Source organism: Burkholderia sp. AcTa6-5 (assembly GCF_017815075.1).
Taxonomy (GTDB): domain Bacteria; phylum Pseudomonadota; class Gammaproteobacteria; order Burkholderiales; family Burkholderiaceae; genus Burkholderia; species Burkholderia sola.
The window spans coordinates 449197-475392 of record NZ_JAGIQE010000001.1; the positions used below are offsets into that span (position 1 = coordinate 449197).

Annotated in this window: 24 protein-coding genes; 10 read left to right on the forward strand and 14 right to left on the reverse strand. The window is 67.8% G+C overall.

The features are described from left to right. Positions 1–14: 14 nt before the first annotated feature. A complete protein-coding gene (locus J8I33_RS01915) occupies positions 15–1652 on the forward strand; it encodes a glycoside hydrolase family 32 protein (protein ID WP_209932783.1) in 1638 nt (545 codons plus the stop codon). A 45-nt stretch (positions 1653–1697) separates the two neighbouring features. On the opposite strand, the gene J8I33_RS01920 is transcribed toward J8I33_RS01915, so the two are convergent. The 3 genes from J8I33_RS01920 to J8I33_RS01930 all read right to left on the reverse strand — a co-directional run bounded on the left by J8I33_RS01920 (position 1698) and on the right by J8I33_RS01930 (position 4924). After that, the gene (locus J8I33_RS01920; protein WP_209932786.1) at positions 1698–2447 is read right to left on the reverse strand and encodes an SDR family oxidoreductase; all 750 of its coding nucleotides are present in this window, start codon (positions 2445–2447) and stop codon (positions 1698–1700) included. A gap of 122 nt (positions 2448–2569) precedes the next feature. After that, a complete protein-coding gene (locus J8I33_RS01925; protein WP_089489325.1) occupies positions 2570–3487 on the reverse strand; it encodes a LysR family transcriptional regulator in 918 nt (305 codons plus the stop codon). Positions 3488–3631: 144 nt separating this feature from the next. After that, positions 3632–4924, reverse strand: a complete 1293-nt coding sequence (locus tag J8I33_RS01930) for an MFS transporter (RefSeq protein ID WP_124593318.1) — start codon at positions 4922–4924, stop codon at positions 3632–3634. Between the two features lie 308 nt (positions 4925–5232). On the opposite strand from J8I33_RS01930, the gene J8I33_RS01935 reads away from it, so the two are divergent. Then, positions 5233–6138, forward strand: coding sequence for a ketopantoate reductase family protein (locus J8I33_RS01935; RefSeq protein WP_209932788.1), 906 nt, complete (start codon positions 5233–5235; stop codon positions 6136–6138). Between the two features lie 149 nt (positions 6139–6287). On the opposite strand, the gene J8I33_RS01940 is transcribed toward J8I33_RS01935, so the two are convergent. From J8I33_RS01940 to J8I33_RS01955, 4 genes are all read right to left on the reverse strand, one after another. Then, entirely contained in the window at positions 6288–7751 is a 1464-nt protein-coding gene (locus tag J8I33_RS01940) for a catalase (protein WP_209925283.1), read from the reverse strand. 210 nt (positions 7752–7961) lie between these two features. Continuing rightward, positions 7962–8804, reverse strand: coding sequence for an anti-sigma factor (locus J8I33_RS01945; protein ID WP_245171274.1), 843 nt, complete (start codon positions 8802–8804; stop codon positions 7962–7964). Between the two features lie 20 nt (positions 8805–8824). After that, positions 8825–9373, reverse strand: coding sequence for an RNA polymerase sigma factor (locus J8I33_RS01950; protein WP_050010948.1), 549 nt, complete (start codon positions 9371–9373; stop codon positions 8825–8827). Positions 9374–9589: 216 nt separating this feature from the next. Next, a complete protein-coding gene (locus J8I33_RS01955; RefSeq protein ID WP_209932792.1) occupies positions 9590–10006 on the reverse strand; it encodes an organic hydroperoxide resistance protein in 417 nt (138 codons plus the stop codon). A 252-nt stretch (positions 10007–10258) separates the two neighbouring features. On the opposite strand from J8I33_RS01955, the gene J8I33_RS01960 reads away from it, so the two are divergent. Continuing rightward, positions 10259–11524: a condensation domain-containing protein gene (locus J8I33_RS01960; protein ID WP_348522255.1), complete on the forward strand. Its 1266-nt coding sequence runs from the start codon at positions 10259–10261 to the stop codon at positions 11522–11524. Between the two features lie 34 nt (positions 11525–11558). On the opposite strand, the gene J8I33_RS01965 is transcribed toward J8I33_RS01960, so the two are convergent. From J8I33_RS01965 to J8I33_RS01980, 4 genes are all read right to left on the reverse strand, one after another. Further along, on the reverse strand, positions 11559–12749 hold the full coding sequence (locus J8I33_RS01965; protein WP_209932794.1) for an MFS transporter: 1191 nt from the start codon (positions 12747–12749) through the stop codon (positions 11559–11561). 172 nt (positions 12750–12921) lie between these two features. After that, positions 12922–13998 (reverse strand): HAMP domain-containing sensor histidine kinase, encoded by a 1077-nt coding sequence (locus J8I33_RS01970; RefSeq protein ID WP_209932796.1) that lies wholly within the window; start codon positions 13996–13998, stop codon positions 12922–12924. Positions 13999–14140: 142 nt separating this feature from the next. Continuing rightward, positions 14141–14524, reverse strand: a complete 384-nt coding sequence (locus tag J8I33_RS01975) for a response regulator (RefSeq protein ID WP_050010944.1) — start codon at positions 14522–14524, stop codon at positions 14141–14143. A 128-nt stretch (positions 14525–14652) separates the two neighbouring features. Then, entirely contained in the window at positions 14653–15306 is a 654-nt protein-coding gene (locus J8I33_RS01980; protein WP_089489320.1) for a response regulator, read from the reverse strand. A 599-nt stretch (positions 15307–15905) separates the two neighbouring features. On the opposite strand from J8I33_RS01980, the gene J8I33_RS01985 reads away from it, so the two are divergent. The 3 genes from J8I33_RS01985 to J8I33_RS01995 all read left to right on the forward strand — a co-directional run bounded on the left by J8I33_RS01985 (position 15906) and on the right by J8I33_RS01995 (position 17409). Then, on the forward strand, positions 15906–16136 hold the full coding sequence (locus tag J8I33_RS01985) for a DUF4148 domain-containing protein (RefSeq protein ID WP_209932798.1): 231 nt from the start codon (positions 15906–15908) through the stop codon (positions 16134–16136). Between the two features lie 110 nt (positions 16137–16246). Beyond that, positions 16247–16792, forward strand: coding sequence for a sigma-70 family RNA polymerase sigma factor (locus J8I33_RS01990; RefSeq protein ID WP_209925291.1), 546 nt, complete (start codon positions 16247–16249; stop codon positions 16790–16792). Positions 16793–16977: 185 nt separating this feature from the next. Further along, positions 16978–17409: a universal stress protein gene (locus J8I33_RS01995; protein WP_050010940.1), complete on the forward strand. Its 432-nt coding sequence runs from the start codon at positions 16978–16980 to the stop codon at positions 17407–17409. 23 nt (positions 17410–17432) lie between these two features. Here the strand turns inward: J8I33_RS01995 and J8I33_RS02000 are convergent, their stop codons facing one another. The 3 genes from J8I33_RS02000 to J8I33_RS02010 all read right to left on the reverse strand — a co-directional run bounded on the left by J8I33_RS02000 (position 17433) and on the right by J8I33_RS02010 (position 20093). Beyond that, entirely contained in the window at positions 17433–17894 is a 462-nt protein-coding gene (locus J8I33_RS02000) for a DUF3331 domain-containing protein (protein ID WP_245171298.1), read from the reverse strand. 87 nt (positions 17895–17981) lie between these two features. Further along, entirely contained in the window at positions 17982–18371 is a 390-nt protein-coding gene (locus tag J8I33_RS02005) for a BON domain-containing protein (RefSeq protein ID WP_050010938.1), read from the reverse strand. Positions 18372–18710: 339 nt separating this feature from the next. Next, positions 18711–20093, reverse strand: coding sequence for an ATP-binding protein (locus tag J8I33_RS02010; RefSeq protein WP_050010937.1), 1383 nt, complete (start codon positions 20091–20093; stop codon positions 18711–18713). Positions 20094–20425: 332 nt separating this feature from the next. On the opposite strand from J8I33_RS02010, the gene J8I33_RS02015 reads away from it, so the two are divergent. From J8I33_RS02015 to J8I33_RS02030, 4 genes are read left to right on the forward strand one after another with little or no spacing between them, the layout of a single operon-like run. Further along, positions 20426–21103 (forward strand): TetR family transcriptional regulator, encoded by a 678-nt coding sequence (locus J8I33_RS02015; protein WP_050010936.1) that lies wholly within the window; start codon positions 20426–20428, stop codon positions 21101–21103. A 56-nt stretch (positions 21104–21159) separates the two neighbouring features. Continuing rightward, a complete protein-coding gene (locus J8I33_RS02020; RefSeq protein WP_050010935.1) occupies positions 21160–22014 on the forward strand; it encodes an FAD binding domain-containing protein in 855 nt (284 codons plus the stop codon). Further along, positions 21995–24817: a molybdopterin cofactor-binding domain-containing protein gene (locus J8I33_RS02025; RefSeq protein ID WP_209932800.1), complete on the forward strand. Its 2823-nt coding sequence runs from the start codon at positions 21995–21997 to the stop codon at positions 24815–24817. Before J8I33_RS02020 ends, J8I33_RS02025 begins: the two co-directional genes overlap by 20 nt. 29 nt (positions 24818–24846) lie before the next feature. Beyond that, on the forward strand, positions 24847–26124 hold the full coding sequence (locus J8I33_RS02030) for an MFS transporter (RefSeq protein WP_050010933.1): 1278 nt from the start codon (positions 24847–24849) through the stop codon (positions 26122–26124). The last annotated feature ends 72 nt before the right edge of the window (positions 26125–26196 follow it).

Here is a 26196-nt window from a genome sequence, read left to right on the forward strand (position 1 = left end):
GCCTCCGGCACCGCATGAAATCGACGTCTTTCCGCTTTTCCGTCCGCCTCATCCGGCTGCTGCTCGTCTGCATGGCGTCCACGCAGGCCGTCGCCACGCCCTGCCATACGCCGGCCGACAACGGCACGCCGCAGTGGCGGCCCGCCCTCCACTACACGCCGCAGCGCAACTGGATGAACGACCCGAACGGGCTCGTCTACGCGAACGGCCGCTATCACCTGTTCTATCAGTACAACCCGCTCGGCAACGACTGGGGCAACATGTCGTGGGGCCACGCAACCAGCACCGACCTCGTCCACTGGCGCGAGCAGCCGGTCGCGATGCGCGCGAACGCCGCCGAGGAAATCTTCTCCGGCTCGATCGTCGCCGATACGCTGAACACGTCCGGTCTCGGCACACCGGGCCACACGCCGCTCGTCGCGCTCTATACGAGCGTCTACAAGCCCGGCTCGGGTCACGCACCGGGCATACAGGCGCAGTCGCTCGCGTACAGCCTCGACCAGGGCACGACCTGGCAGCCGTATGCGCACAACCCGGTGCTGACGCTCGATCCGGAATCGAAGCAATTTCGCGACCCGAAAGTGTCGTGGTATGCGGCGGGCGGCTACTGGTTGATGACGACGGTCGTCGCCGATGCGCACGTCGTGAAGCTCTATCGTTCCGACGACCTGATCCACTGGTCGTTCCTCAGCGACTTCACGCTGCCGGACGTGCCGCATGCGGGCGCGCTGTGGGAAATGCCGGACCTCATACCGCTACCGCTCGACGGCGATCCGAAGCGAATCAAATGGGTAATGATCGTCAACGTGAATCCGTGGTCGATCGCGGGCGGCTCCGGGGCCATGTATTTCGTCGGCGATTTCGACGGCCGCACGTTCACGCCGGACCGCGTCGCGCCCGCCGGCTCCGATCCCGCGCACTTCCGCTGGGTCGATCACGGCGCCGACTTCTACGCGGCCGGCACGTTCTCCGGCGCACCCGGCGCCCGGCCGGTCGCGATCGCCTGGATGAGCAACTGGGATTACGCGGCAAAAGTGCCGACCACCCCGTGGCGTGGCGCGACCACGCTGCCGCGCGAACTGTCGCTGAAGGCGATCGACGGCGAGCCGACCCTGATCGTCGCGCCGGCCGCCGCCTTCGACGCATGGGCCGACGGCCGGCCGGCCGTGCATGAAGGCGACGTCACGGTCGACTCCGCTACCCGCCCACTGTCGGCCGCCACACGTGGCGTCGTCCAGCGCATCACGGTGACGCTCTCGCCGCAGCGTGCCGCGCGCGCGGGGCTGATCGTGCGGCGTTCGGCCGACGGGTCGATCGGCACCCGGATCGTGTACGACACCGCGAAGCGCACGCTGACGCTCGACCGCTCGCGATCCGGCGAAGCGAATTTCGCCGGCACGTTCAGCCGCGAGCATATCGTCGATCTGCCGCTCGAACGCGGGCAACTGCGACTCGAAATCGTCGTCGATCGCGGCTCGGTCGAAGTGTTCGCGAACGGCGGCCGCGTCGCGCTGACGGACCTGCTCTTTCCGCCGCTCGACGCGGATCGCGTGGCCGTGTTTGCCGAACAGGGCCGCGCGACGTTTTCGGGGTTGACGGTGACGCAACTGGGAACCGGCGACGATACACGCGGCGCCTGTGCGTCCCGATAGGTGCAGGTGACGGGGGCCGGTTACGGTCCCCGCCCGCCTCGCCGCTCAGAGCAACCCCATCCCGCCCGACGCGATGATTTCCGCGCCGACGATGAACGCGGATTCCGGCGCGCTCAGGTGCAGCACCGTCGACGCGATTTCGTCCGGCGTGCCGAACCGGCCGATCGGCACGAGGCCCTTGATCTTGTCGGCCGTCGCGTCGAGCGTCGCCGCATCGAGCCCGAGCTTGCCGTACAGCGGCGTCTGCACCGGCCCGGGGCTCACCACGTTCACGCGCACGCCGTGCGGCAGCAGTTCCGTCGACAGCGTCTTCGCGAACGAATTGACGGCCGCCTTGCTGGCCGCGTACACCGACGAGCCGGGCATCCCGATGTGCGCGTTGATCGAGCCGTTGATCACGATCGATGCACCGCGGTTCAGCAGCGGCACCAGCGACTGGATCTGGAAATACGCGCCCTTCACGTTGGTGTCGAACACGAGATCCCACATCGCTTCGTCGCTGTCGGCGAACGGCGCGAGTTTCGCGACGCCCGCGTTGACGAACACGGCGTCGAGCCGCACGCCGGCGGCGGCGAGCGCGGCGGCCAGCGCGCGGGCCGACGCGACGCTGCCGGCTTCGTTGCGAATCGCGAGCGCGCCTTCGCCGAGCGTTTGGCGGGCCGCTTCCAGCGTGTCGGCGTCGCGCCCGGTGATGATGACCCGCGCGCCTTCGGCCGCGAATGCGCGGGCGGCCGCCAGGCCGATGCCGCTGTTGCCGCCCGTGACGAGGACCGTCTTTCCTTCGAAGCGTTGCATGATGTTCTCCTGTGAACCGGTGAGTTGACCGTGAACACAGGATGCGCGCGGCGCCGGGCCTTGCCGTACGACCGGCGCGACGAACATGTTCGAAAACGTCGAACATGTTGGCGCGAGCAGGTTCAGCCGACGACGTCGATCCCGTCGAGCAGCCGCTGCGCGAGCCGCGGCTCGCGCAATTGCTCCAGCCACCATTGCAGCGCGCGGCCGTCGCGGTCGTCGTGCCATGCGACATACAGCAGGTTCGGCTCCCGCGGGTCGGCTGTCTGCTTCTCGACCAGTTCGCCGCGCGCGAGCAGCGACGCGACGCGCCGGCGCGGCACCCAGCCGACGCCGAGCGCATCGCGCTGCGCGAGGATCTTCGCGCGCATCGACGGCACCGCGAGCACCGCCTGCCCGCCGAGCAGCCCGTACGCGCGGCCGGCCGCGCGCCGCGACGAATCGGCGACGACGACCGATCGGTGCGCACCGATCGCGTCGCGCGTCAGCACCCCGCCCACGGACGCCAGCGGATGGCGCGGCGACACCGCGAACACCCACTCCATCGCGCCGAGTTCGAACCACTTGAGGCCCGGAATCGCCGGCGGCTCGTTCGTCGCGCCGACGACCAGATCCGCGCGGCCGTCGCGCAACGCTTCCCAGGTGCCGCCGAGCACCTCGTGCGTGAAGCGCAGCGACACGCCCGAATCGAGCGCATCGAACGCGCGGACGACCGGCAGCAGCGTATCGAACTCCAGCACCTCGTCGCTGACGATCCACAGCCGGTCCTCCCAGCCGCTCGCGACCTGCCGCACGCGCTGCGTCAGCCGGGCGACGTCGAGCGCCAGCCGCGCCGCCTCGTCGGCCAGCAATTGTCCGGCCGGCGTGAGCTGCAGCCGGTAGCCGCGGCGGTCGAACAGCAGCGCGTCGAAGCGCGTTTCGAGCTGGCGCGCCGCGTGCGACACCGTCGACGGCGCCTTGCCGAGCTGCGCGGCGGCCCGCGACAGGCTGCCGGTGGCGCGGATCGCGTCGAGCAGCGCCAGTTCGTCTTCGGACAGCATGAGGTCGCTCCACGGTGAGGATGTCGTGGATCGTAAGGTACTGGCGCGCCGCGGTCCAATCGGGCGATCGCGGCTGCGCCGCCCGCTTGCCGCGAACGGTCGTCACCGCCGGATCTCCCTGTCCCTATGGCTTCAGCGCACCGCTTACCGTGCAGGCCGCAGCATGATGCCCGTCAGCGCACCCGCCACGCACAGCGCGCCCACATACAGTTCCGGCGCGTGCGGATGCGACTTCAGCAGTACCGAGACGAACACCGGCGTGAGACCGCCGAACACCGCATAGGCGACGTTGTACGAGAACGAGATCCCGGAAAAGCGCACGGCCGCCGGAAACGCGTGGACCATCGCGACCGGAATCGCCGCGACCGCCCCGACGCAGAAGCCGCATAGCGCGTAAAGCGGCAACAGCAGCGACGGATCGACGGCGAGTCGCGACGCCATCAGCCAGTACGACCCACCGAGCATCAGGCAGCCGACGAAGATCGTGCGGCCGGTGCCGAACCGTCCCGCGATCGAACCGGCGACGATGCATCCGATCGTCAGGCAGAACGTCGCGGCCGAATTGGCCTGCAGCGCAAGCGCGGGCGCGATGTGAAATTGCCTGGCGACGAGGGTCGGCGTCATCAGGATCACGACGACGATCGCGGCGGTGAGCGTCCACGTGAGGATCATCGATACCAGCACGGCCCGCCCGTGATCGCGCAGCACGGCTTTCAGCGGCACTTCGCGGGTCAGCGACCGGCTCCGCTTCATTTCGACGAATACGGGCGTCTCGTCGAGCCAGCGTCGCAGCAACGCCGACACAATCCCGAACAGGCCGCCGACGACGAAAGGCAGTCGCCACGCATACGCGCCGATCTCCGCCGGCGAATAATGACGATTGATCGTCGACGCGATCAGCGAGCCAAGCAGGATGCCGAGCGTCAGGCCGCCGGTCAGCAGGCCGCACGCATAGCCGACATGGCGCGGCGGCACGTGTTCGGCCACGAACACCCACGCGCCCGGCACCTCGCCGCCTACCGCCGCCCCTTGCAACAACCGGCACAGGAGCAGCAGCACGGGCGCGGCAATGCCGATGGACGCATAGGTCGGCAGCAGCCCCATCGTCAACGTCGGCAGCGCCATCATCATCACGCTCAACGTGAACATGCGTTTGCGGCCGACGAGATCGCCGAAATGCGCGAGCACCACGCCGCCGAGCGGGCGCGCGAGATAACCCGCCGCGAAAATGCCGAACGTCTGCAACTGCCGCAGCCAGTCGGGAATCGATGGCGGAAAGAACAATTGACCGATGACCGTCGCGAAAAACACGTAAATCACGAAATCGTAAAATTCGAGCGCGCCACCGAGCGCGGCGAGCGCGAGCGTCCGGTGATCGCGGCCGGTCAGCGGGCGATGGGATACAGCCGGAATCTGAAGCGAGTCTGGAAAGTTCATCTCGAAAAAGTCAGGAATCGGGAACCGCGCGCCAACCCGATGACGCGCTACGGATGGACAACACCCGGGCACCCCATGTCATTCCATTGCGCGTCGATTTTCCGCGGCGACTGTTCAAGGCCGCGCTCGGCAACCTCCATTTGGACTGCAGGCGGAGCAATGTCGGCACGCCGTGTCGCGAATCCGGTGCGACGCCGGGAATAAACGGCCGCCGTCGCGTGTTCCATGAGGATGGAGGGCGCACGAGCCTGCCGCTTGCGCGCGCCTCGCCCGTGCGTGACACGTTCACGCCTTCTCCTGGAGCAATCATGCGTTTTGCGGTTCTGGGCGCCGGCGCGGTCGGCTGCTACTTCGGCGGCATGCTGGCGCTGCACGGCCACGAGGTGGTTTTCATTGGCCGTCCGTTGCACGTCGACGCGATTCGCGACCGGGGTCTGCGCGTCCAGACGCGCACGTTCGACCGTCGCGTGCCGGCCGACGCGTCGACCGATATCGACGCCGCGGCATCGGCCGACGTGGTGTTCGTGTGCGTGAAGTCCGGCGATACCGCGCAAGCCGCGCGCACGTTGAGCCGCGTGCTGGCGCCGCAAGCGCTCGTGGTCAGTCTGCAGAACGGCGTCGACAACGCGGCCGTGCTGCGCGCGGAGATCGCCGGCCCGGTCATTGGCGCGGCGGTCTATGTCGCCAGCGAGATGGCGGGCCCGGGGCATCTGCTGCACCATGGCCGCGGCGATCTCGCGATCGAAGCGTCGCCGTCGAGCGAACGGCTGGCGCAGGTGCTGCGGACAGCGGCCATTCCGACCCGGATCGCCGACGACGTGCGCGCGGCGCTCTGGCACAAGTTCATCCTCAATTGCGCGTACAACGCGATTTCCGCGATCGTGCAGTTGCCCTTGGGCGAGATGTCGCATCGCGATGCGTTGCGCGAAACGATGCGTGCGGCCGTCGCCGAGTGCATCGCGGTCGCGGCGGCCGAAGGCATCCATTTCGCCGACGGGCCGGCCGCGATCGTCGAGCGCATCGAAGCGACGATTCCGCCCGGCCAGTATTCGTCGACGGCGCAGGATCTGGCGCGCGGCAGACCCGGCGAGATCGATCACCTGAACGGCGCGGTCGTGCGGCGCGGGCGCGCGGCAGGCATCGACACGCCGGTCAATCGGACGCTCCATCTGCTCGTGAAGATGCTGGAAGCAAAGACGGCCGCGCGTTCGTGACGGGCGGCGCTCGCGCGTGCGTCGCCGACCGCCGCGGCGGGTCGAGCGGCGCCGCGCGGCCGGCGACGTGACGTCGGACGTCGAACCGGCCCGCCAGCCGCGCTGCCGCGCGCCGGCCGCGGCCGAACGCGCGTCGCCAATACCAGCCGCTATTCGCGCTCGCCCGCCAGTCTCGCGAGCGCCGCGGCGATCCCCGCGCCATAGGCCGGGTCGGCCCGCGAGCAGTTGTCGATGTGGCGCTGCCGGATGCCCGCCGACACGCCGGCAAGCTGCCGTGCGGTGGTATCGAACAGGCACTGGCGTTGCCGCGCATCCATCAGCCGGAACAGGTCGCCCGGCTGCTGATAGTGATCATCGTCGACGCGATGATCCCAATGCGCGGCCGCGCCGTTCAGCTCGAGCGGCGGTTCGTCGAGCTGCGGCCGGTCCGACCACGCGCCCTTGCTGTTGGGCCAGTACGACGGCGCCGCGCCGAGATTGCCGTCGGTGCGCATCGCACCATCGCGGTGATAACTGTGGAACGGGCACTGCGGCGCGTTCACCGGGATCTGGGCGAAGTTGACGCCCAGCCGATATCGCTGCGCATCGCCGTACGAAAACAGGCGCGCCTGCAACATCCGGTCCGGCGAGTAGCCGATGCCCGGCACGACGTTCGCCGGCGAAAACGCGGCCTGCTCCGTCTCGGCGAAGAAATTGTCGGGATTGCGGTTGAGCTCGAATTCGCCGACTTCGATCAGCGGAAATTCAGCCTTCGGCCAGACCTTCGTGAGATCGAACGGGTTGAACCGAAACGCTTTCGCCTGCGCGTCGGTCATCACCTGAATGTACAGCGTCCAGCGCGGAAAATTGCCGGCCTCGATGCTGTCGAACAGGTCACGCTGATGGGTTTCGCGGTCCCGGGCGATCAGCGCTTGCGCCTGCGCGTCGGTCAGGTTCTCGATGCCCTGTTGCGAGCGGTAATGGAACTTCACCCAGGTCCGCTCGTTCTGCGCATTGATCATGCTGTACGTATGGCTGCCGAACCCGTGCATGTGCCGGTACGATCGCGGAATGCCGCGCTCGCTCATGACGATCGTCACCTGGTGCAGCGCCTCGGGCAGCAGCGACCAGAAATCCCAGTTGTTTTCCGCGCTGCGCATGCCGGTGCGCGGGTCGCGCTTGACCGCATGATTGAGGTCGGGAAAGCGCAATGGATCGCGAAAGAAGAACACCGGCGTATTGTTGCCGACCAGATCCCAGTTCCCTTCCTCGGTATAGAACTTCAGCGCGAAGCCGCGGATGTCGCGTTCCGCATCGGCCGCGCCGCGCTCGCCGGCCACCGTCGAGAAGCGCACGAACATCGGCGTCTGCTTGCCGATTTCGGAGAAGAGCTTCGCCTTCGTGTACCGCGAAATGTCGTGCGTCACGGTGAAGGTCCCGTATGCGCCGGCGCCCTTCGCATGCATGCGGCGCTCCGGGATCACCTCGCGATCGAAATGCGCGAGCTTTTCGATCAGCCAGACGTCCTGCAGCAGCGCGGGACCGCGCGCGCCGGCCGTCTGGATGTTGACGTTGTTGCTGACCGGCGCGCCGTTCGCATGGGCAATTTCGCGCGGAATCGAATCCTCTGACATGTCCTGGTTCCCCCAACGGTATGTGATTTCAGTTCATGGGTCGCGCGATCCGCCGTCGGTGCGGGCATCGCGCGTCGTGCAGACGGCCATCCGTCAGGCCGTCCGCGGATAGATTGGAAATGGACGACGTATCCGGCGTTTGTCCGGTTTGTATCGGTTTGTACCGGGCTCCGTCGGCAGCCGGTTGCACCACGCGCGTCGCGCCGGCCGTCACGATCGTTCGCTGTCGGCGATCCGGTCGCCGAGCGCGCCGAGGTCCGCATCGCCGGGGGCGGCGATCAGCGCATACGCGACTCCCGAGCGCCGCCACGTCACGACGTCCATGTTGCCGACCTGCTGACGGTCGGGCACGGTGTCCGGCCGCTCGTCCTTCATCACGCATAGCGCGACGGGCGCGCCTTGGTCGGGCAGATAGACGATCTGCACCAGCGGTTTGCGATTGAAATTCAGGCGCTGGATGCGCTTGAACGTCAGCCCGGCCGAGCGCAGGTCCGGAATCCGTATCCCCAGTCCGTCGTCCCGGCGAATCGTGTCGATCGTCTGCGCGGCGGCCGCGAAGTTCGCCGAATCGAATGCAACGGTGTCGCGCGTATAGAGCCGCTGATAATTGACGGCCGCCATGATCCACGGCGACATCCGCGCCCGCGCGACCACCGATGCGGGTGGCGGCGCGAAGCGCAGTACGGCGGCGCTGCAGAACGCGCCCGCGACGAATGCGACCGCGAGCCACGGCGCCATCATGCGAACGCGCGAGCGAACCGGCGTGGACGGCCGCCCACGTACGCCGGGCTGCGCTGGACCCGAGATTTGCCGATGATCGCCGCCGCCGACCGGCCGCGTCGACGGCGGCGCATGCGCGTGCGCGATGTCGGCGACCGTCCGGATCAGACTCTGCGGCACCGGCAGCCATGGGTGACGCTGAAACGCGCGCTGATAGGGCAACACCGATGCTTCGAGCAAGGCCACCCGCGTCGCGATCTCGACCGACGTTCGGATCGCCCGGTCGACTTCCGCGCGCTGGTGCGACGTGAGCGCTCCGTCCACGTATGCCATGAGCAGGACGTCGTCCATTTTCAAGCCCCCTGATCCTCACTGTTCGCCGCGCTTTTCACGGGTCGTTCGTGTCGATCGGCGAACAGCGCACCGATCGCCTGGCGAGCACGCGACAGCCGGCTCATGATCGTACCGATGGGCACGTCGAGCACGTCGGCCGCTTCGCTATAACTGAGTCCTTCCACGCTCACCAGCAACATCACCGCGCGCTGCGCTTCGGGCAGTTGCTGCACGGCCCTGACGATCTGCGCATCCAGCGCCTGCTGCTCCAGTGTCGGCGCGGCGGGATCGGAGATGGTTTCGAGCAGGTCGTCGTCCCAGTCCATGCCCGAGCGCCGGCGCACGCTGCGCGCGCGAAGCTCGTTGAGCCAGGTGGACTGCACGATCGAGAACATCCAGCTGAGCGGTGCCGTTCCGGGCCGCAACTGATGCGCGCGTTCGAGTGCACGCACGCACGCGCACTGCACGAGATCCTCCGCGTCGTGCCGATCGCCGGAGAGGCGCAGCGCGAACGTCCACAGGCGCGGAAGCATCGCGGGCAGCATGGCGGACAGTTCGGCCGCGGTCATCGACGTCGATCTCCGCAACGTGCAAGCCGGCCGACGCGGACGAACGGCCGTATCTGATGTGTATCCATGGGTTTAGGCGAAATTGAACGGGCAACACCCCTACAGCCCACGTAAACAGCTGGACGGCGCAGATATTCCATCCGCGCTCGCGTGTCGCCCGACAGGCCGGATCACGGGGCGCCGGCCGTGCGTCGGCGGCGTGGCGCGCGATGCGCGTCAGATCACCGTGACGACCACGTCGACGTTGCCGCGCGTCGCCTTCGAATACGGGCACGTCTGGTGCGCGGCATCGACCAGCGCCTGCGCGACGTCCGCGTCGACGCCCGGCACGCTGACGTTCAGCCGGGCCTGCAGGAAGTACGCGCCGTCGGCCATGGCCAGATCGATTTCCGCATCGACGTGCGTATCGCGCGGCAGCACAACCTTCAGCCGTTGCGCGGCCAGCCCCATCGCACCGATGAAGCATGCCGACCAGCCCGCCGCCAGCAGTTGCTCGGGATTCGTACCGGGCGCGGCCGAGCCGGGCCCGGCAAGCTTCACGTCGAGGCGGCCGTCGGCACTGCGGGCCGCGCCGTCGCGCCCGCCGGTGGTGCGAGTCTTGCCGGTGTACAGGACTTTGGTTTGCTGGCTCATGATCGGTACCGTGCTGGATGGGGGTGAATGAACGGAGAACGTATTGCGTCGCCGGGATGCATTAGAGCGCGCCCACGTATCGGTCATGTGTCCCGACGCCGGGCTATTGCAACGTCATGTATCCATTCGCGACGCGTACACATTGAGAAACACATCCGCCGCTCCGGGCAAAGCCATTGCCGAAACGAAGCGGGAATAACGCTTCGCCCTGCGGTGTTCTGTTGAGGCAGACAACCCTTCGGGAGTGAAACGGTGCAGAACCCGCAGCAGGAAATCGACGATCGTCCGGCGCCCGCGCACACGCGCGTGCGGGCACTCGGCAGCACGGAACATCTGTTCTGGTTGCTGGACCAGAATCGGCCGACGCATTTCGCGATGGTCGCGGAGATCGACCGGCGCTTTGCGCCCAGCGCATGGCACGCTGCCTTTCAGGCGCTGCAGCGCAGACATCCGCTGCTGTCCACCTGTATCGCCACCGACGCGCAGCACAATTCGGCGTTCCATTCGGTACCCGGCGCCGTGGTGCCGTTGCGCGTGATCGAGCACCACGCGACGTCGTGGCAAACCGAAACGGCCCGCGAAATCGCGACGCGCTTCGACTGGGCGACCGCGCCGCTGGTGCGCGCGACACTGTTGCAGCGCGAATCGACGTCGACGCTGATCCTGGTCGCGCATCACTCCGTACTCGACGGCATGGGCGCCGCGTATCTGATCGACGAACTGCTGCGCACGCTGACGGGCAAGCCCGCGGCGCCGCTGCCGCTCGTGCAGTCGCTCGAGACGCTGCTCGCGGCCGACCTGAACGACGCGGCCACCCTGCCCGCGCCCGTTCCGGCGTCGGAGCCGAAGCCGTTCCGTGCGAATACGACGGCGCTGCCGCACATCGACGCCGTCGCGCTTTCAGCCGAAGCCACGCGTCGCCTCGCCGCGCGCGCCCGGCAAGCGTGCACGACCGTGCATGGCGCGATTGCCGCAGCCGTTCATGAAGCGGGCCGGCGCCTGTCGAGCGACTGGGCCGCGCGCGCGTTGAGGACCGTCACGCCGATCGACGTACGCGCTTTCGCCAGCGAAGCCGGTGTCGCCAACGGCGTGTACATCACGCAGACCGTCACGATCGACGATTACCCGCGCGGGGTCGACTTGTGGGCAGCGGCCCGCAAGATCAAGCAGGACCTCGCGCCGTCGCAAACGCGCGCGAGCGTCGCGGCGGAGCTGAAGGCGCTGGATACCGCGATGGCGGCGCGACCGAGCGTCGAACACGCGGCCGGCTTCCTGTCGAACGTGCTGGCCTTCGACGTCCTGCTGTCGAATCTCGGCAATCAACCCATCGCCGCCACGTACGACGGCGTATCGCTCGACGCGCTGTGGGGTCCGTTCGTGACATCCGGATTCGCGGACGATCAGGTCATCGGTGCCTGCACGATCGACGGCGTCCTGCGGCTCGCGCATACGAGCCATCGCGCCATCCCGGGACTGCTCGGCGAAGTCCGCACGATTCTCGAGCACGCCGCCGGCTGAACGGCGGCCCGGCGCCGCGCCGGTTGCGCCGATTTCAGAACGCCGCGAGCGACACTCGCTTGCGGTGCTCGACGACCGACAGCAGCAGCGCCGCCAGCCCGCATGCGGCGATGAGCGTCAGCAGCATCGTCCTGCCCAGGGTGACCAGCACCAGGCTGCCGAGCGCCGGGAATCCGAACGCGCCGACGAAGTACGATGCGACGAACCACGTGAGCACCGCGTGCCGATGCCGCGCATCGGCGCTGTTGACGGCCTGCGCCTGGACGATCGGATAGATGAGGCCGTAGCCCGTGCCGAGCAGCACGGCGCTGGCCGAATGAAGGAGCGCATGGTGCGGCACGGCGAACGTCACCGCGACGCTCAGGATCATGAAGCCGAGCAGGATCTGCGTGGTCGCGTCGACGCGCATCCGGATCACGAGCGCGCCGAGCAGCCAGCGGATGACGACCACCGTGGCCGAATACAGCCCGAAGAACGTTCCGGCCTTCACGCCGGTTTCCTGCGCCATCGACATCTGGAACGTCATCAGCCCCGAGAAGACGCTCGAGCCGAGCGCGATGATGGCGATCGGATAGATCGCGTGCGTGCGGGCGATCGCCGCCATCTCGCAGCCCCATCGTGGCCGCACCGGCCGCGCGGCGGGCAGCGACGCCGGCGACAGCCGGCCGAAGCATTCCAGCATGACGGCGGCCATCGCGCACAATCCGCCGACGGTGCAGAACACCGTCCCCGTCGTCCAGTGCCAGTTGCGTATCGCGAGCGACGCGACGGCCGGGCCGCCGCCGACGCCCGCCATCTGAAACGACCCGAACCGCAGGAACCAGCGCTCGCGTTCGGTATCCGCGGTGCGCTCGGCTAGCATCATCGGCGCCGCGAGGTAGAACGCGCCCCAGCCGACGCCGACCAGCAGTCCGGGCACGACGCTCAGTGAGCCGGTGCGGTCGATCAGCGCAAACCCGACGACGCCCGCGCCGACGACGAGTGCGGCCAGCGCAGCGGTACGGGCTGTGCCGATCGAATGGGCCAGCCATGCGACCAGCGGCAGGCCGATCAACGCGCCGACCATCGCTTCGACCAGCGCGACGCCGGTATCGACGTCGCCTCCGCCCGCCGAACGAAAATGCATCGACAACAGGAACGTCGCGCCGTATCCGCATGCCGTCAACAGCGCGCCCAGCAGCACGAACGATGCGCCGCGCGCGGACATCGTGTGGGGATCGGCCATCGTGCCTCCTGTCGTCTCGAAATTCCGGCCGGCCTGCCGGTCCTTCAGTTGACCGCGCCATCCAGCGGAATGCCGCGCCCGATTTCCCGATTGGACGCCCGCCATGTATCCGGCGTATGTCGCTCGCGTATCGAAATGTATCGGAGGAAATGAACGGCCCGCGGCGATGCGTTCATGCAGGCGCGAGCGGCAGTATCACCGTCGCCTCGAGGCCGCCGGTGCTGCGATTGTTCAGTTGCAGGTCCCCCTGCATCGCCCGCGTGAGCCGGCGGGCGATCGCGAGCCCCAGCCCCGACCCCGGCGCGCGCGCCGCCGTCTGCGGCGCGCGGTACCAGGGCTTGAACACCGCCTCGAGCTCCGTCGGCACGATACCCGGCCCCGAATCCAGCACGGTCAGCATCACGTGCCGCGCGTCGACGCATACACACAGGCGGACGTCGCCCCCGTAACGCAACGCATTGTCGATCAGGTTGACGAGCACGCGGCGCAGCGCGTGCGGGAACGTCACGAGAGGATGCCCGACCCGTCCGTCGAGATCGACGGTGAGGCCCGCGTCGCGATAGCTGTCGACCAGCACACCAAGCATCTCGTCCGCGTCGACACGGCGCGGCGGCTCCGGCACGCTGCATTGAAGTCGGGCGCACGCCAGGCTCGCGTCGACCAGTTCGCTCATCTCGGCAAGATCGCGCTCGATCGCATCGCGCAGCGCACCGTCATCCAGCATCCCGCTGCGCAGCATCATTCGCGTAAGCGGCGTGCGCAGGTCGTGCGCATAGGCGGCCAGCACGTGCAGCAATTCCGTCATGCGCTCCGCGTGCTGGCGGTGCGCGCCGTTGATCGCGCGTGCGAGCGTCGAGATCGATGGCGCGCCGCGTTCGGCCCACGTATCGGGGAGCGCCTCGATACCTTGCTTGTCGATGGCATCGGCAAGCTCGCGCACGGTCGCATCCAGCCTGAACATCCGCAGCCACGACCACAGCACGGTCGCGACCAGCGCGAACAGGATCGCCACGACGGCGGCGATCAGCAGACCCTCGCTTGCCACCGGGCGCAATGCGTTCGCGAACGTCGCGCGTGCGTCGTATATGCCGGCCGCGACCAGTGGCACGCCGGCGACGAGCAGGAGGCGCACCGACCACACGACGAGTTCGCGCGGATGCGGGAACACTGCGCGGGCGACGCCACGCAGGCTGCGCGTGGCCCGCGATTCAAACACAGTCGCTGACGATAAGGTAGGAATGTGCGCCATCTTCGTTCTCCTGTCGCCGTCGCGGCGGACGGTACAGGACAGATGAAAACACGCGCACGGGGGCGTGCACCATCAAACGAGCGGCCATTCACCCCCTACGAAGGTTTAGGTTGCCGCCGCGGCAACCTAAACCGCCAGACGGTCAGCCGCGCCGGAGCGCGCGGGCGAGCCACCCTTCGAGTTCCCGCGCGTCGATCGGTTTTTCGAGGAGACACAGCGCGGCGCTCGCGCGCACGCGCTCGCGCTGGCGGACGGTGGCGAACGCCGTGACGAATATGGTCGGAATGCGCGCGCCGGCGGCTTCGATCCGCGACAGCACGTCGATGCCGTCCATCCCGGGCATCTGGATGTCGCAGATCAGGCAGCGCGTGCGCGCCACCCGGTCGGACACGAGGAATGCCGGCGCCGACGCGAACTCGCACGCGTCGCCGCCCAGCGCGCGCACGAAGCTTCTCACGGCGGCGCGCACGAACGGATCGTCGTCGACAATCGCTACGAGATCGGTGACTGAGAGTGAAAGAGACATCCGCGCTTATGGCCTGGGGAACGAGCACGCTCGCCCCATACTGCTACACAAGTCGCCAGCATACCGTCACGCCGCCGAACCGCCACCATATCTACGTATGGGTCGGCTTGCTCCCGACGGCGCCATCGCTACCGCGACGGCAATTCGATGCCGAGCGCGGTCATCTTGCGCACCAGTTCCGCGACGGAACGACACTTCATCTTTCGCATCGCCTGGCCGCGATGGATCTTGGCCGTGATCTCGGCGATGCCCATGTTGCCGGCGACCTGCTTGTTCATCAGGCCCGTCGCGACGTGTTGCAGCACCTCCCGCTCCCGCGGCGTCAGCGATTCCCAGCATTCGCGCAGATCGAGCAGCGACTGGCTGGCCTCCAGCCGCTGCGCGTCGCGGTCGAGCGCCGCGACGACCGCATCGATCATTTCCTGGTCATGAAACGGCTTCGTCAGGAAATCCATCGCGCCGGCCTTCATCGCCTTCACCGTCATCGCGATGTCGCCGTGCCCGGTCATGAAGATGATCGGCATCTGCGGGCCGCCATTCTCGACCAGCGACTTCTGGAACGCGATCCCGCTCTGCCCGCGCAATCGCACGTCGAGCACGAGGCAAGACGGCCCCGTCCCCTTCGGCGCCGCGAGAAACGCTTCGGTCGACGCAAACGCGCATACCGCCAGATCGATCGAGCGCAACAGGCTGACGAGCGCGGCACGCACGAATTCGTCGTCGTCGACGACGTAGACGACACGGCCGCTCCGATCGTCGGATGAAGTCGCCACGTTCGGCATTCTGATCTCGGGCATTGAAATATTCGCTGGTGAATTTGCTGGGATGGCCGCGTGGCGGCGCGAAGGCATCTCGATGCACGCGGTGCGGCCGTCGCTCGAAGCGGGATGCCCCGTTCGCATGGTGCGGCCGGGCACGTTGCCGCGACGCATGCGGACGATGCCCCAACGATCGCCCACTCTGCCGGCATCAATGAAAACACGCGAACGCGCCAATTATTCCAGTCGCAATTCACCGATGCAACTGCGTGCGCATCGCGCTCGGCAGTTCATCGGCTTGCGCGGCCTCGTCACAGCGCATGACCGCCGGTCGTGCGTCGGCGTCCGCGCGGAAACGACGCTGCATATCGACCGCGCCGACCGCGTCCGTCGGTTGCCGCTACGCGCCGACGCACCCATGGGTATCCGAATGTATCGGGCTTCGGGGCGGATACATGACATTGCAAAACGCTGCACGCCGGACACATGCGCGATACCTCCCGGAGGCTCAATACACACACGGCGGAACCTGATACGAACACGACGCCGCGGGCCCATGCAGGCTCCCGACGCCATCAGGTGACGCGAATACGTTCCGATCCATCCTTCTTCAGGAGCCCCGCATGAACACTTCGAAAATCACGCTCGCATTCGCCGCGCTCGCGCTGACTGCATCGGCCTACGCGGCGTCCCCGGCGGAAACGGTCGCCGGACATTCCGACGTGCAGGCCGCCACCCAGTCGGCGCCGCTCGCACCGATGGCGAAGACCCGCTCGGAAGTCCGCCAGGAGCTCGTGGCGGCGCGACAGAACGGCGAGCTCGACGCGCTGAGGAAACTCTATTCCGGGCATTGAACGGCAGCCCTCGTGTCGGGCCCGGCACGGGCGGGACACCGCCGGCGTCCTCGCCAGCGCCCGGGCCGTCACTGCATTTCGCCCCAGGTAGGGGGCACGCCCGTCAGCCCATGAAGCCAACCGAATTTTCAGCGATGCTTCCCGACATGCTGCCGCGTCTGCGGTCGTTCGCGCTGCGTCTGAGCGGGAATCGACACGACGCGGACGAGCTCGTGCAGCGCGCATGCGTTCGCGCGCTCGAGCGGGTTCATCAACTGCGGTCCGATACGGCGCCGGTCAGTTGGGTCTTCTCGATCGTCCATTCGATCTGGCTCAACGAGTTGCGGCGACGCAATCGGCGCGACCGCCTGCTGCTCGAGTGCAGCGACGCGCTGCTGGAAACGGTCGCCGATCCGCGCGCAGCGTCGGAGACCGCCGTGGCCGTCCGCCAGATCGTCGACGCCGTCGAACGGTTGCCCGAACCGCAGCGCATCGCGTTGCTGCTCGTCAGCGTCGACGGGCTGAGCTACAGGGAAGCCGCGTACACACTCGACATCCCGATCGGCACCGTCATGAGCCGGATATCGCGTGCGCGCAAGGCAATCCGCATCGCGCTCGGCGGCGGCGCAGCGCGCACGTCGCGGGACAACTTCACGGGTTCGGCGGCCGGCGGCTGATGCACGTTGCCGCGGGCAAGTCGATCGCCGCGGGTCCGCCTCGCTCGCGGCGCGTCGCGGCCATGCACGAACGGCGACGGAATAAACGCCGTGCGTGGCGTGTTCAGTGTAGGCAATCGCATCCGCCGCGGGGGATGCGACCAGGCACCTACTACTCGACACGAAATATGTCAGCACTTTCCAGAATGCTACTCGTCTATGACGGAACCGACGAGGCACAGGCCGCGCTCGCGCGATGTGCGGCGCTGTCGCACGCGCTGTCCGCGGCGGTCGACGTCGTCACCGTCGTGGATCCCGTGACCGCGAACGCGCAGACGGCCGGACTGCTCACCGGTCTCGCCCACCATCGCCTCGAGGAATTCGCGCGCGACGCACTTCAGCGCGCGATCGTCAAACTCGCGGACGACGGCATCGACGCGCGCGGCTTCGTGCGATTCGGACGCGCGGCCGACGCCGTCGCCGCCCACGCGCTGACCACCCGTCCGGACATGATCGTCGTCGGCCATCGCGCGAGCAGCGGGTTCGCGCGCTGGTGGCGCGAGCGCCCGGTTCACTTCGATCTTGCCGAGCGCCTTCGCGGCGCGGCGCTGATCGTCGTGACGGTGCCGTCCGCGTAGGGCCGCCGCTCGCGCCGCGCGCATCACGCGTCCGGCTCGGTCGCGTCGGGCACCGATACGCCGGTGCATGACTGAATGGTCGCCGCGAGAATCATGCGTTGCCGGTTGGCGGGCAGGCAAACGTCGCTCGAGCGCGGACGGAACACGCGATCGCCGCGCGCGATCGCGCTTCCCGTCAACGCGCAGACCGCCGGCTCGCGTGCGCGGCTGCGGCACCAGATCTGCTCGGTATACCGTCCCGAACGCGAGTCGCTCCATGAAACGGTGATCATGGACGACGACAGGCACTCGATCACCTCGATCGCGTCAAGCGGGGCTTCACGTGCGCGCGTGTCGTCGTCGTCGCACCGGCGCCGGCCGAAGCGGCGCGACTTGTATCGCGTGCGCTGCGCTTGCCGGCAAACATCGCGTTGCTCCAGCGAAGGATCGAGGACATTGATCAACGTGCGAATCATGATGTCCGCTTCAGGCAGGGTCGCCATCATCGTTTCTCCCATCCGGTCGTGTCGGTCGTATCGGTCGTGTGAAAGCGGACGCACGCAAGCGGCCACGGCGGTGCGTCCGGCCGTCGCTCAGGCGCCGCCTTCCGAGCGCAGCGTGATCCGGCTGTTCACCGCCGTGACGCCGCGTACCTTCCGCGCCGCCTCGACCGCCAGATGATCGAGGTCTTCGCTTTCGACCTGGCCGGTCAGCGTCACGCGTCCGGTCGACGCGTTGCCGAACACGACGATCGGCTTCCCTTCAAGCCCCTTCGTATGGGACAGTGCCTTCTGCACCGACCGCGAGAACGTGCGATTGGCCGCACGGACCGCCTTCTTCGACGTGCCGGCCGCCGGCGTCGTCGTGAGCGCGGCATCCGCGCCGGCCGTATCGGGTCGTTCGTCCGCGAACGCGCGCAGGTTCATGCCGGCGATCAGGGCGACGGCGAGGCCGCCGGTGACGACGATGTGTCGGAGTTTCATGATGGGTTCCTTGGATGTCTGGTATCGGATCGACAAGCACGTGTGTTCCGGCGACCTGCGTCGTCACGATGCGCACGCATCACGTCCGCGCCGCGTCGCGATTCCGACTCGCTGACGGGTCGGTCGAGCCGTCGTCAACGTGAATCGTGTACCGGTGAAGCGAGCATAAGGTGACGCGTCGGCGTGCTCCATAGCATCTGCAGCTAGCCGCCTGACGCGTCGGCATGAGTCGCCGCATACGTTCGTATAGGCAGCCGGTCCGTTTCCCCCCTGCCCCTTCCCGCGACGTGCACCGGTCGCGCACCGATTCACGCCCCGACACATCGCGCCCGTGCCCGCTCACATCGAAGAAACCGGCAGTGTCACCGTGGCCCGCGTGCCGCCGTGCTCGCGCGGCGCAAGTTCCAGCTGCCCGTTGTGCGCTTCAACGATGGACTTGCAGATGGACAGCCCCATGCCCATTCCGTGCGGCTTGGTGGTGAACAGCGGTTCGAACAGGCGCGCGGCCACCTGCGGATCGAAGCCGTCGCCGTTGTCGTCGATCCGGATGCGCACGAGGTTCCGCTCCAATTCGCATGTCAGCACGATGACACGCTTTCCTTCAGGTGTACCAATCATCGATTCCGCGCCGTTCATCAGCAGGCTGATGATGGCCTGCTGCAGCGGCACGCGTTCGCCGCGCATCGGTATCGCCGACGCACATCCGTCGACGCGCAGGTTCACCTTCATCGCGTCCAGCGTGCTTTCGAGTATCTCCGCCGCCTCGCGCAGCGCATCGGCGAGGTCGAACACGGCGAACACGGGCGCCGTGCGCCGTGCCCTGGCGCGCAGCGCACCGATGATGGTCCGCGCCCGCACCGTGCACGCACAGATGTGCGCAAGCATCTCGCGGGCGGCTTCGATGTTCGGCGCGCCGCGGTCGAGCCATTTCAGCCCGGCACGCGCGGACGTGTCGATCGCCGTGACGGGCTGGGCGACCTCGTGCACGATCGACGCCGCAAGCTCTCCGTACGCGGTCAGCCGACTGGTGCGGTCCATTTCGGACTGGGTTTCGCGCATCGCGGCTTCGACGCTGCCCACGCGTGCGCGCTGCGCGTCCAGCTCGTCGCGCAGCCGAAGATTCTCCAGCACGCATCCGGCATGCGGCGCAATGATCTCGACCAGTGCGGCCTTCGCCGGCGTAAACATGCCCGGCAGGTCGCCATGCTCGAGATACAGCGCACCGATCAGTTCACCATTGCACCGTATCGGCACGCAGATCACCGAGCGCGGCTTGCGGCGGCGCACATAGTCGTCCGTTCGCCAATGGTCGGCGGCGCACGCATCGCGCAGCACCAGGCCGTTGCGCAGGTGCACGGCGGCGGCAATGATCGGCACGGGCAGCCGGTCGACCGACCGCCGCTCGGTGTGCGGTCCGTTCGCGGCCGTCGCGACGGCGGCTGCCTCCCAGCCGCCGTCGCGCAGCACCGCGATCACGCCCCACGTTGCCCCCGCCCCCCGCAGCGCCGACTCGAGCAGTGTCGCGACGCGCGTCGCGGGCGAAGCCTCGTGCGCCATTGCGCGCGAGACGTCGTGCAACACGTGCACGTCGATCGACAGCAGCGATCGAGGCATGAGTTCGTCGAAGGCCGGGCCCGCTTCGGCGCCGCCCGGATCGACGCGCGATTTCCATGGCGTCCGCGCAGCGAGCGCGCTGCAGACATCGTCGAGTTCGTTGTTCATGGGTCTATCTCCTGCTTGCCGGCATCGGCCTCCGGCAACCTGAAATCAACATTTCATGTAGTGAGTACTCCACAAACGAATGGTAGCAGCAGTTTCTCAAAATAAAAATGTGAAGATAGCGTTCACGCCTCCTCCATGCGTGCCGATACGTCGGACACGACTCCCACAACCCATTGAATCAATTACCTATTTATGATTTGTTGCGAACCCGTCGAGAGTTCCGTAGAATCCCGAATTCATGTAGCGTTCCCTGTACGAAAGTTCGAGGAATGCCGCTGTTCCAGGTTTCTTTCAGGCGGCAGGACGAGGTTGCCGGCCGCCATAGGAGCGGTATGACTCAAGCAACAAAAGCCAAGACGGTGCGCGGAACCGGTGTCCGGGAGGCAGCGGCACAGGAAACCCGCGACAAGATCCTGCGCGCGGCGACCAAGGTCTTCGCGCGCTACGGCTACGAAGGCGGCAGCGTGGAGCGGATCTCCAGGCTGGCGAAATCCTATGACCGGATGATCTATTACTACTACGGGAGCAAGGAGGGCCTGTTCGTCGCGGTGCTGGAAGGCATCTATCGGCGCATGGACGAGGCGGAGCTCAAGATGGCGCCGGATCCGTCGAATCCCGTGGAAGCGCTCAAGACCGTGATTCGCTTCAAGCTGGACTACTATTGGCGCAATCCCGATTTCATCACGCTGCTCAACACCGAGAACCTGCACCAGGGCAAGCATTTGGCCAGGCTCGAACGCCGGGGCGAATATTCGTCGCATGCGGTGCAGATCGTGGCCAGGATTCTCGAAAACGGCGCCGAACAAGGATTGTTCCGCACGGAACTGAACGCGCGCGACGTTTTCCTGCTGATCATTTCGGCAGCGTATTTTTATACGTCGAACCGCCACACGTTGTCCGCGTTCCTCGGCGAGGAACTGAATGCGCCGGAGGCCGTGCGCCGATGGGAAGCGTTCGTCATCGACAGCGTGCTGCGGGTCGTTCGCAAGGATCCGCCGATCGGCGATTGAGCGTGTGCCGGCGCCGATGTCGCCCCGCGTGACCATGACGATGCAGACACCTTGAAATGAACTACGTTCGCGCCACTACCCTCGACGAAGCGCTCGGTACGCTCGCGGCGCAGCCGCGGCCGCGCATCGTGTGCGGGGCCACCGACGCATTTGCCGATATCGGGCTCGTGCCGGCGCGCTCGGCATGGCTGGATATCAGCCGCGTCGACGCGCTGCGCGGCATCGAGCTGAACGACGGCGTCGCCCGTATCGGTGCGGCCGCCACGTGGGACGCCATCGCGCGCACGGCATGGCTGCCCGTGGCGCTCACGGACGCAGCCGCGTCGATCGGCCCCCGGCAGATTCGCGTGCAGGGCACGATCGGCGGGAACGTGTGCCATGCGTCCGCCGTCGCGGACGGCATCCCCGCGCTGCTGGCGCTCGATGCGAGCGTCGAACTGGCCAGCGTGCGCGGCATGCGCCGCTTGCCGTTGGCCGAATTCCTGCTGGGCAACCGCCGGACCGCGCTGGACGCCGACGAATTGCTGGTGGCGCTGCGGTTTGCGCAACCCCGCGCGCACGCGCGTACGTCGTTCATCAAGTGCACGAATCGCGACGGCGCGGCGATCGCCGTGGTGTCGGCCGCCGCGCAGTTGCGCGTGTGCGCCGCGGGGACGATCGAGGCGGCCGCCGTTGCCGTCGGCGGCGCCTCCGACGTTGCGCGCCGGATGCAGGTGCTCGAAAATGCACTGACGGGCCGGCGGCGCGACGAACTGGCCGACGTGCTCGCAACGTCGCCGCTGGACGAGCTGTCCCCGGCCGACGACTGCCGGGCGACCGCCCTGCATCGCCTTCATCTCGCGCGGCTGGCCATCTCGCGCGCTTTCACATGCTGCATCGAGGAGAACGCACGTGGCGCATCCGCAGCCTGACCCGCTTGCCGACGTTCGCGAAACGATCGCGGGCGGCGGCCCGGCGATTTCGCCGGAACCGGACTGGTTCGACCTCAACGGCACGCGGCGCCCCCTGCCGGCGGACCGCTCGCAGCGCCTCGTCGACCATCTGCGTGCGGACCTGCGCCAGTTCGGCACCAAGGAAGGCTGCCGCCAGGGCGATTGCGGCAGTTGCACGGTGATCGTCGACGGCGACGCACGCTATGCATGCCTGATCCCGGTCGGGCAGATCGCGGGGCGCCGTGTCGTCACCGTCGAAGGTCTTGCCGACGGCACGCGATGCGGCAGCCGCCTGCAGCAGGCGTTTCTCGCCCATCAGGCGGTGCAATGCGGTTTCTGCACGCCCGGCATGCTCACCGCGGCGGCGGCGGCCATCGACGCCGGCGAAGTCAGCGACCGCGCCGGTGCGCGGGCCGCGATCGACGGCGTGCTGTGTCGCTGCACCGGCTATCAGAAGATCGTCGACGCGGTGACCGAAGTCGGATGCGGCGCCGCCGCACGGTGCCGCACGCCCGCGCCGTCCGAAGGGCCGTCCGTCGGCGTCCCGCTCACGCGTCTCGACGGCCCCGAAAAAGTCGACGGCAGCCAGCGATTCGGTGCCGACGACTACCCGGCCGACAGCCTGTTCGTACGCGCGGTGCGCTGCCCGCATCACCGCGCACGTTTCGCGTTCGGCGACCTCGCCGCATTCGTCGACGCGCATCCGGGCGTGCATCGCGTCCTCACCCACGCCGACGTGCCGGGCATGAATCTGCACGGCGTCGCGACGCCGTACGCGGACCAGCCGGTCCTTCCGGATACCGAGACACGCCACCATCTCGAGGCGGTCGCGCTGGTGGTCGGCGAGCGCGCCGCGCTCGCGGCGCTCGACCTCGACCGCTTTCCGGTGCGGTGGGCGCCGCTGACGCCGGTTCTCGCGATCGCCGACGCCGTGCTGGACGACAGTCCGCAGCTGCACGCCGATCGCCCCGGCAACGTGCTGATCGAGGGCGTGGTGCGCCGCGGCGACCCGGAGCGCGCGATACAGGATGCCCGTCACGTCGTCAGCGCAACGTTCCAGTCCAGTTTCGTCGAGCATGCGTACCTCGAGCCGGAAGCCGGCTGGGCGCGACGCGTGGGCAACGTGATCGAAATCCATTCGTCGACGCAGGCGCCGCATCCGCATCGCGCCGACCTCGCGCGCATTCTCGGCATGGCGCAGGAACAGGTGCGCGTCGTGGCGACCGCGGTCGGCGGCGGCTTCGGCGGCAAGCTCGACATGACGGTCCAGCCGCTGCTCGCGATCGCGGCCTGGCATCTCGACCGGCCCGTCGCGATGGCGTTCTCGCGCGAGGAATCGATGGCCACGTCGACCAAGCGCCATCCCGGCCGCATGACGTCCAGCATCGCCGCCGATGCCGATGGGCGGCTGCGCGCGGTGACGTTCGAAGGCGACTACAACACCGGCGCGTTCGCGTCCTGGGGGACGGCCGTCGCGAATCGCGTACCGGTGCATGCGGGCGGCCCGTATGTGATTCCGCACTACGCGGCGCACACGCGCGCGATTCATACGCACGTGACGCCGGCCGGCGCTTTCCGCGGCTTCGGCGTACCGCAGACGACGATGTCGCAGGAACAGCTGATCGACGAGCTGGCGTTCGCGGCGGGCATCGATCCACTCGAGTTCCGCGCGCTGAATGCGTTGCGCCCCGGCGATACGCTGCCGACCGGGCAAGTGCTTGACGACAGCGTCGGCCTCGTCGCATGCCTCGATGCGCTGCGTCCGGCGTGGCGCGACGCGCATGCGCGGATCGCGACGCTGAACGCGGCGGCGCCCGGCCACATTCGCCATGGCGTCGGCGTCGCGGCGTTCTTTTACGGCTGCGGCAACACCGCATTGCCGAATCCGTCGACGGTCCGCTTCGGCATCCGGCGCGACGGTACGATCGTCCTGCACCAGGGTGCGGTGGATGCCGGCCAGGGCGCGAACACGGTCATTCCGCAAATCGCGGCCGACGCGCTGGGCGTACCGGTCGACCGGCTGCGATTCGTCGGCCCGGATACCGCGCTGTCGCCGGATTGCGGCCGCACGTCGGCGTCGCGGCAGACCTTCATCACCGGTCGCGCGGCCTTCCTTGCCGGCTCCGCGCTGCGCCACCGGTTGCTCGCGTTCGCCGGCGCGGCGTCCGATGCGCGGATTTCGTCCGATGCGCGCGGCATCGCCGTCGACGGCCATCCGCTGGATCTGCGGACGCTGCCCGTCGATGCGCACGGCTACGTGATCGCGGCCGAGGAGCGCTTCGATCCGCCGACCACGTCGCTCGATGCGTCGGGGCAAGGCACGCCTTATGCAACCTACGCGTTCGGCGCGCAGATGGCGGAGGTCGCGGTGGACTGCGAAAGCGGGCGCGTGCGCGTACTCAAGGTCGTGGCCGCGCACGACGTCGGCAGGATGGTCAATCCGACGCTGCTCGAAGGACAGGTCGAAGGCGCGGTCGCGCAAGGCATCGGCATGGCGCTGATGGAGAAGTACCACCCCGGCCGATACAACAATCTGCACGACTACGTGATTCCGACCGTGCACGACATGCCCGACGTGCAGTCGATCTTCGTCGAAGCGCCGACGGCCGTCGGCCCGTACGGCGCGAAAGGCATCGGCGAGCCGGCGCTCGTGCCGACGGCCGCGGCCATCCTGAACGCGATCCATCACGCGACCGGCGTACGCATCCGCGAAGCGCCGGCCACGCCGGACGTCGTGCGGCGCGCACTCGCGACCGGCAAACGGCCTTGCGCGCTTCGATAACGCCATCCCCTACTTCACGAACAACAACAATGACGACAACGAGAGATGCCGACGAAGCCGCGCTGCGAATCGTGCCGCGCGCGTCGTGGTACGCCGAACTCGATTCCGCGGGCAAGCGCGCGTTCAAGGCGGCGTTCGCCGGCTGGGCGACCGATGCGTTCGACTTCATGGTGTTCAGCTTCGTGCTGGCTTCGCTGATCGACCTGTGGGGCCTCGATCGCGGCAAGGCCGGCCTGTTGAGCACCGTGACGCTGATTTTCTCGTCCGTGGGCGGCTGGATCGCGGGCATCCTCGCGGATCGATACGGACGGGTCAAGGTATTGCAGGGGACGATCCTGTGGTTCTCCGTCTGCACGCTGGCAATCGGTTTCGCGCAGAACTTCGAGCAGATCTTCGTGCTGCGCGCGCTGCAAGGGCTCGGCTTCGGCGGCGAATGGGCCGTCGGCGCCGTGCTGATCGGCGAGATCGTCGCACCCGCCCATCGCGGCAAAGCGGTCGGCCTCGTGCAGAGCGGCTGGGCCATCGGCTGGGGCGGCGCGGCGATTCTCTACAGCATCGCGTTTTCGGTCCTTCCCGAGTCGCTGGCCTGGCGCAGCCTGTTCTGGGTGGGTATCGTGCCCGCCCTGCTCGTCCTGTACGTACGCAAGCACGTGCCCGAACCGGAAGTGTTCGTGCAGGCAGACGCCGCCCGCAAACAAGGCGCAGGCCAGCCGTCGGTGTGGGCGATCTTCTCGCGCGCGCACGCACGGCGCACGGTGCTGGCCGCGCTGCTCTGCACCGGCATCCAGGGCGGCTTCTATGCGATGTCGACGTGGCTGCCGGCCTTTCTCAAGATCGAGCGACACCTGTCGGTGCTCGATACGGGCGCCTATCTGTTCGTGATCATCGTCGGGTCGTTTTGCGGCTATGTCGTCGGCGCGTATCTTTCCGACTGGTGGGGACGCCGACGCAACTTCATGCTGTTCTCCGCGCTCTCCCTCGTGTCGGTGTGCGCGTACCTGACCGTCCCGCTGTCGAATGCACAGATGCTGTGGCTCGGCTTTCCGCTCGGCTTTTCGTCATGCGGCATCTTCAGCGGCGTCGGCGCGTACCTGACGGAACTGTATCCGTCGACTTTCCGCGCCAATGCGCAAAGCTTCACCTACAACTTCGGACGCGGCATCGGCGCGCTGTTCCCGAGTCTCGTCGGGATGCTGAGCCATTCGCTCGGCCTCGCGCTGGCCATCGCGATCTTTTCCGGCGCAGCCTATGGCGTGGTGCTGCTCGCCGTCCTGCTGCTGCCGGAGACGAAGGCGACGTCGCTTTGAATGCCGGACGCGGCTGCGGTCGCTAGCCGCGAACAGCCGCCGCGCGGTCGACTTCCGGTATGCTGATCCGCG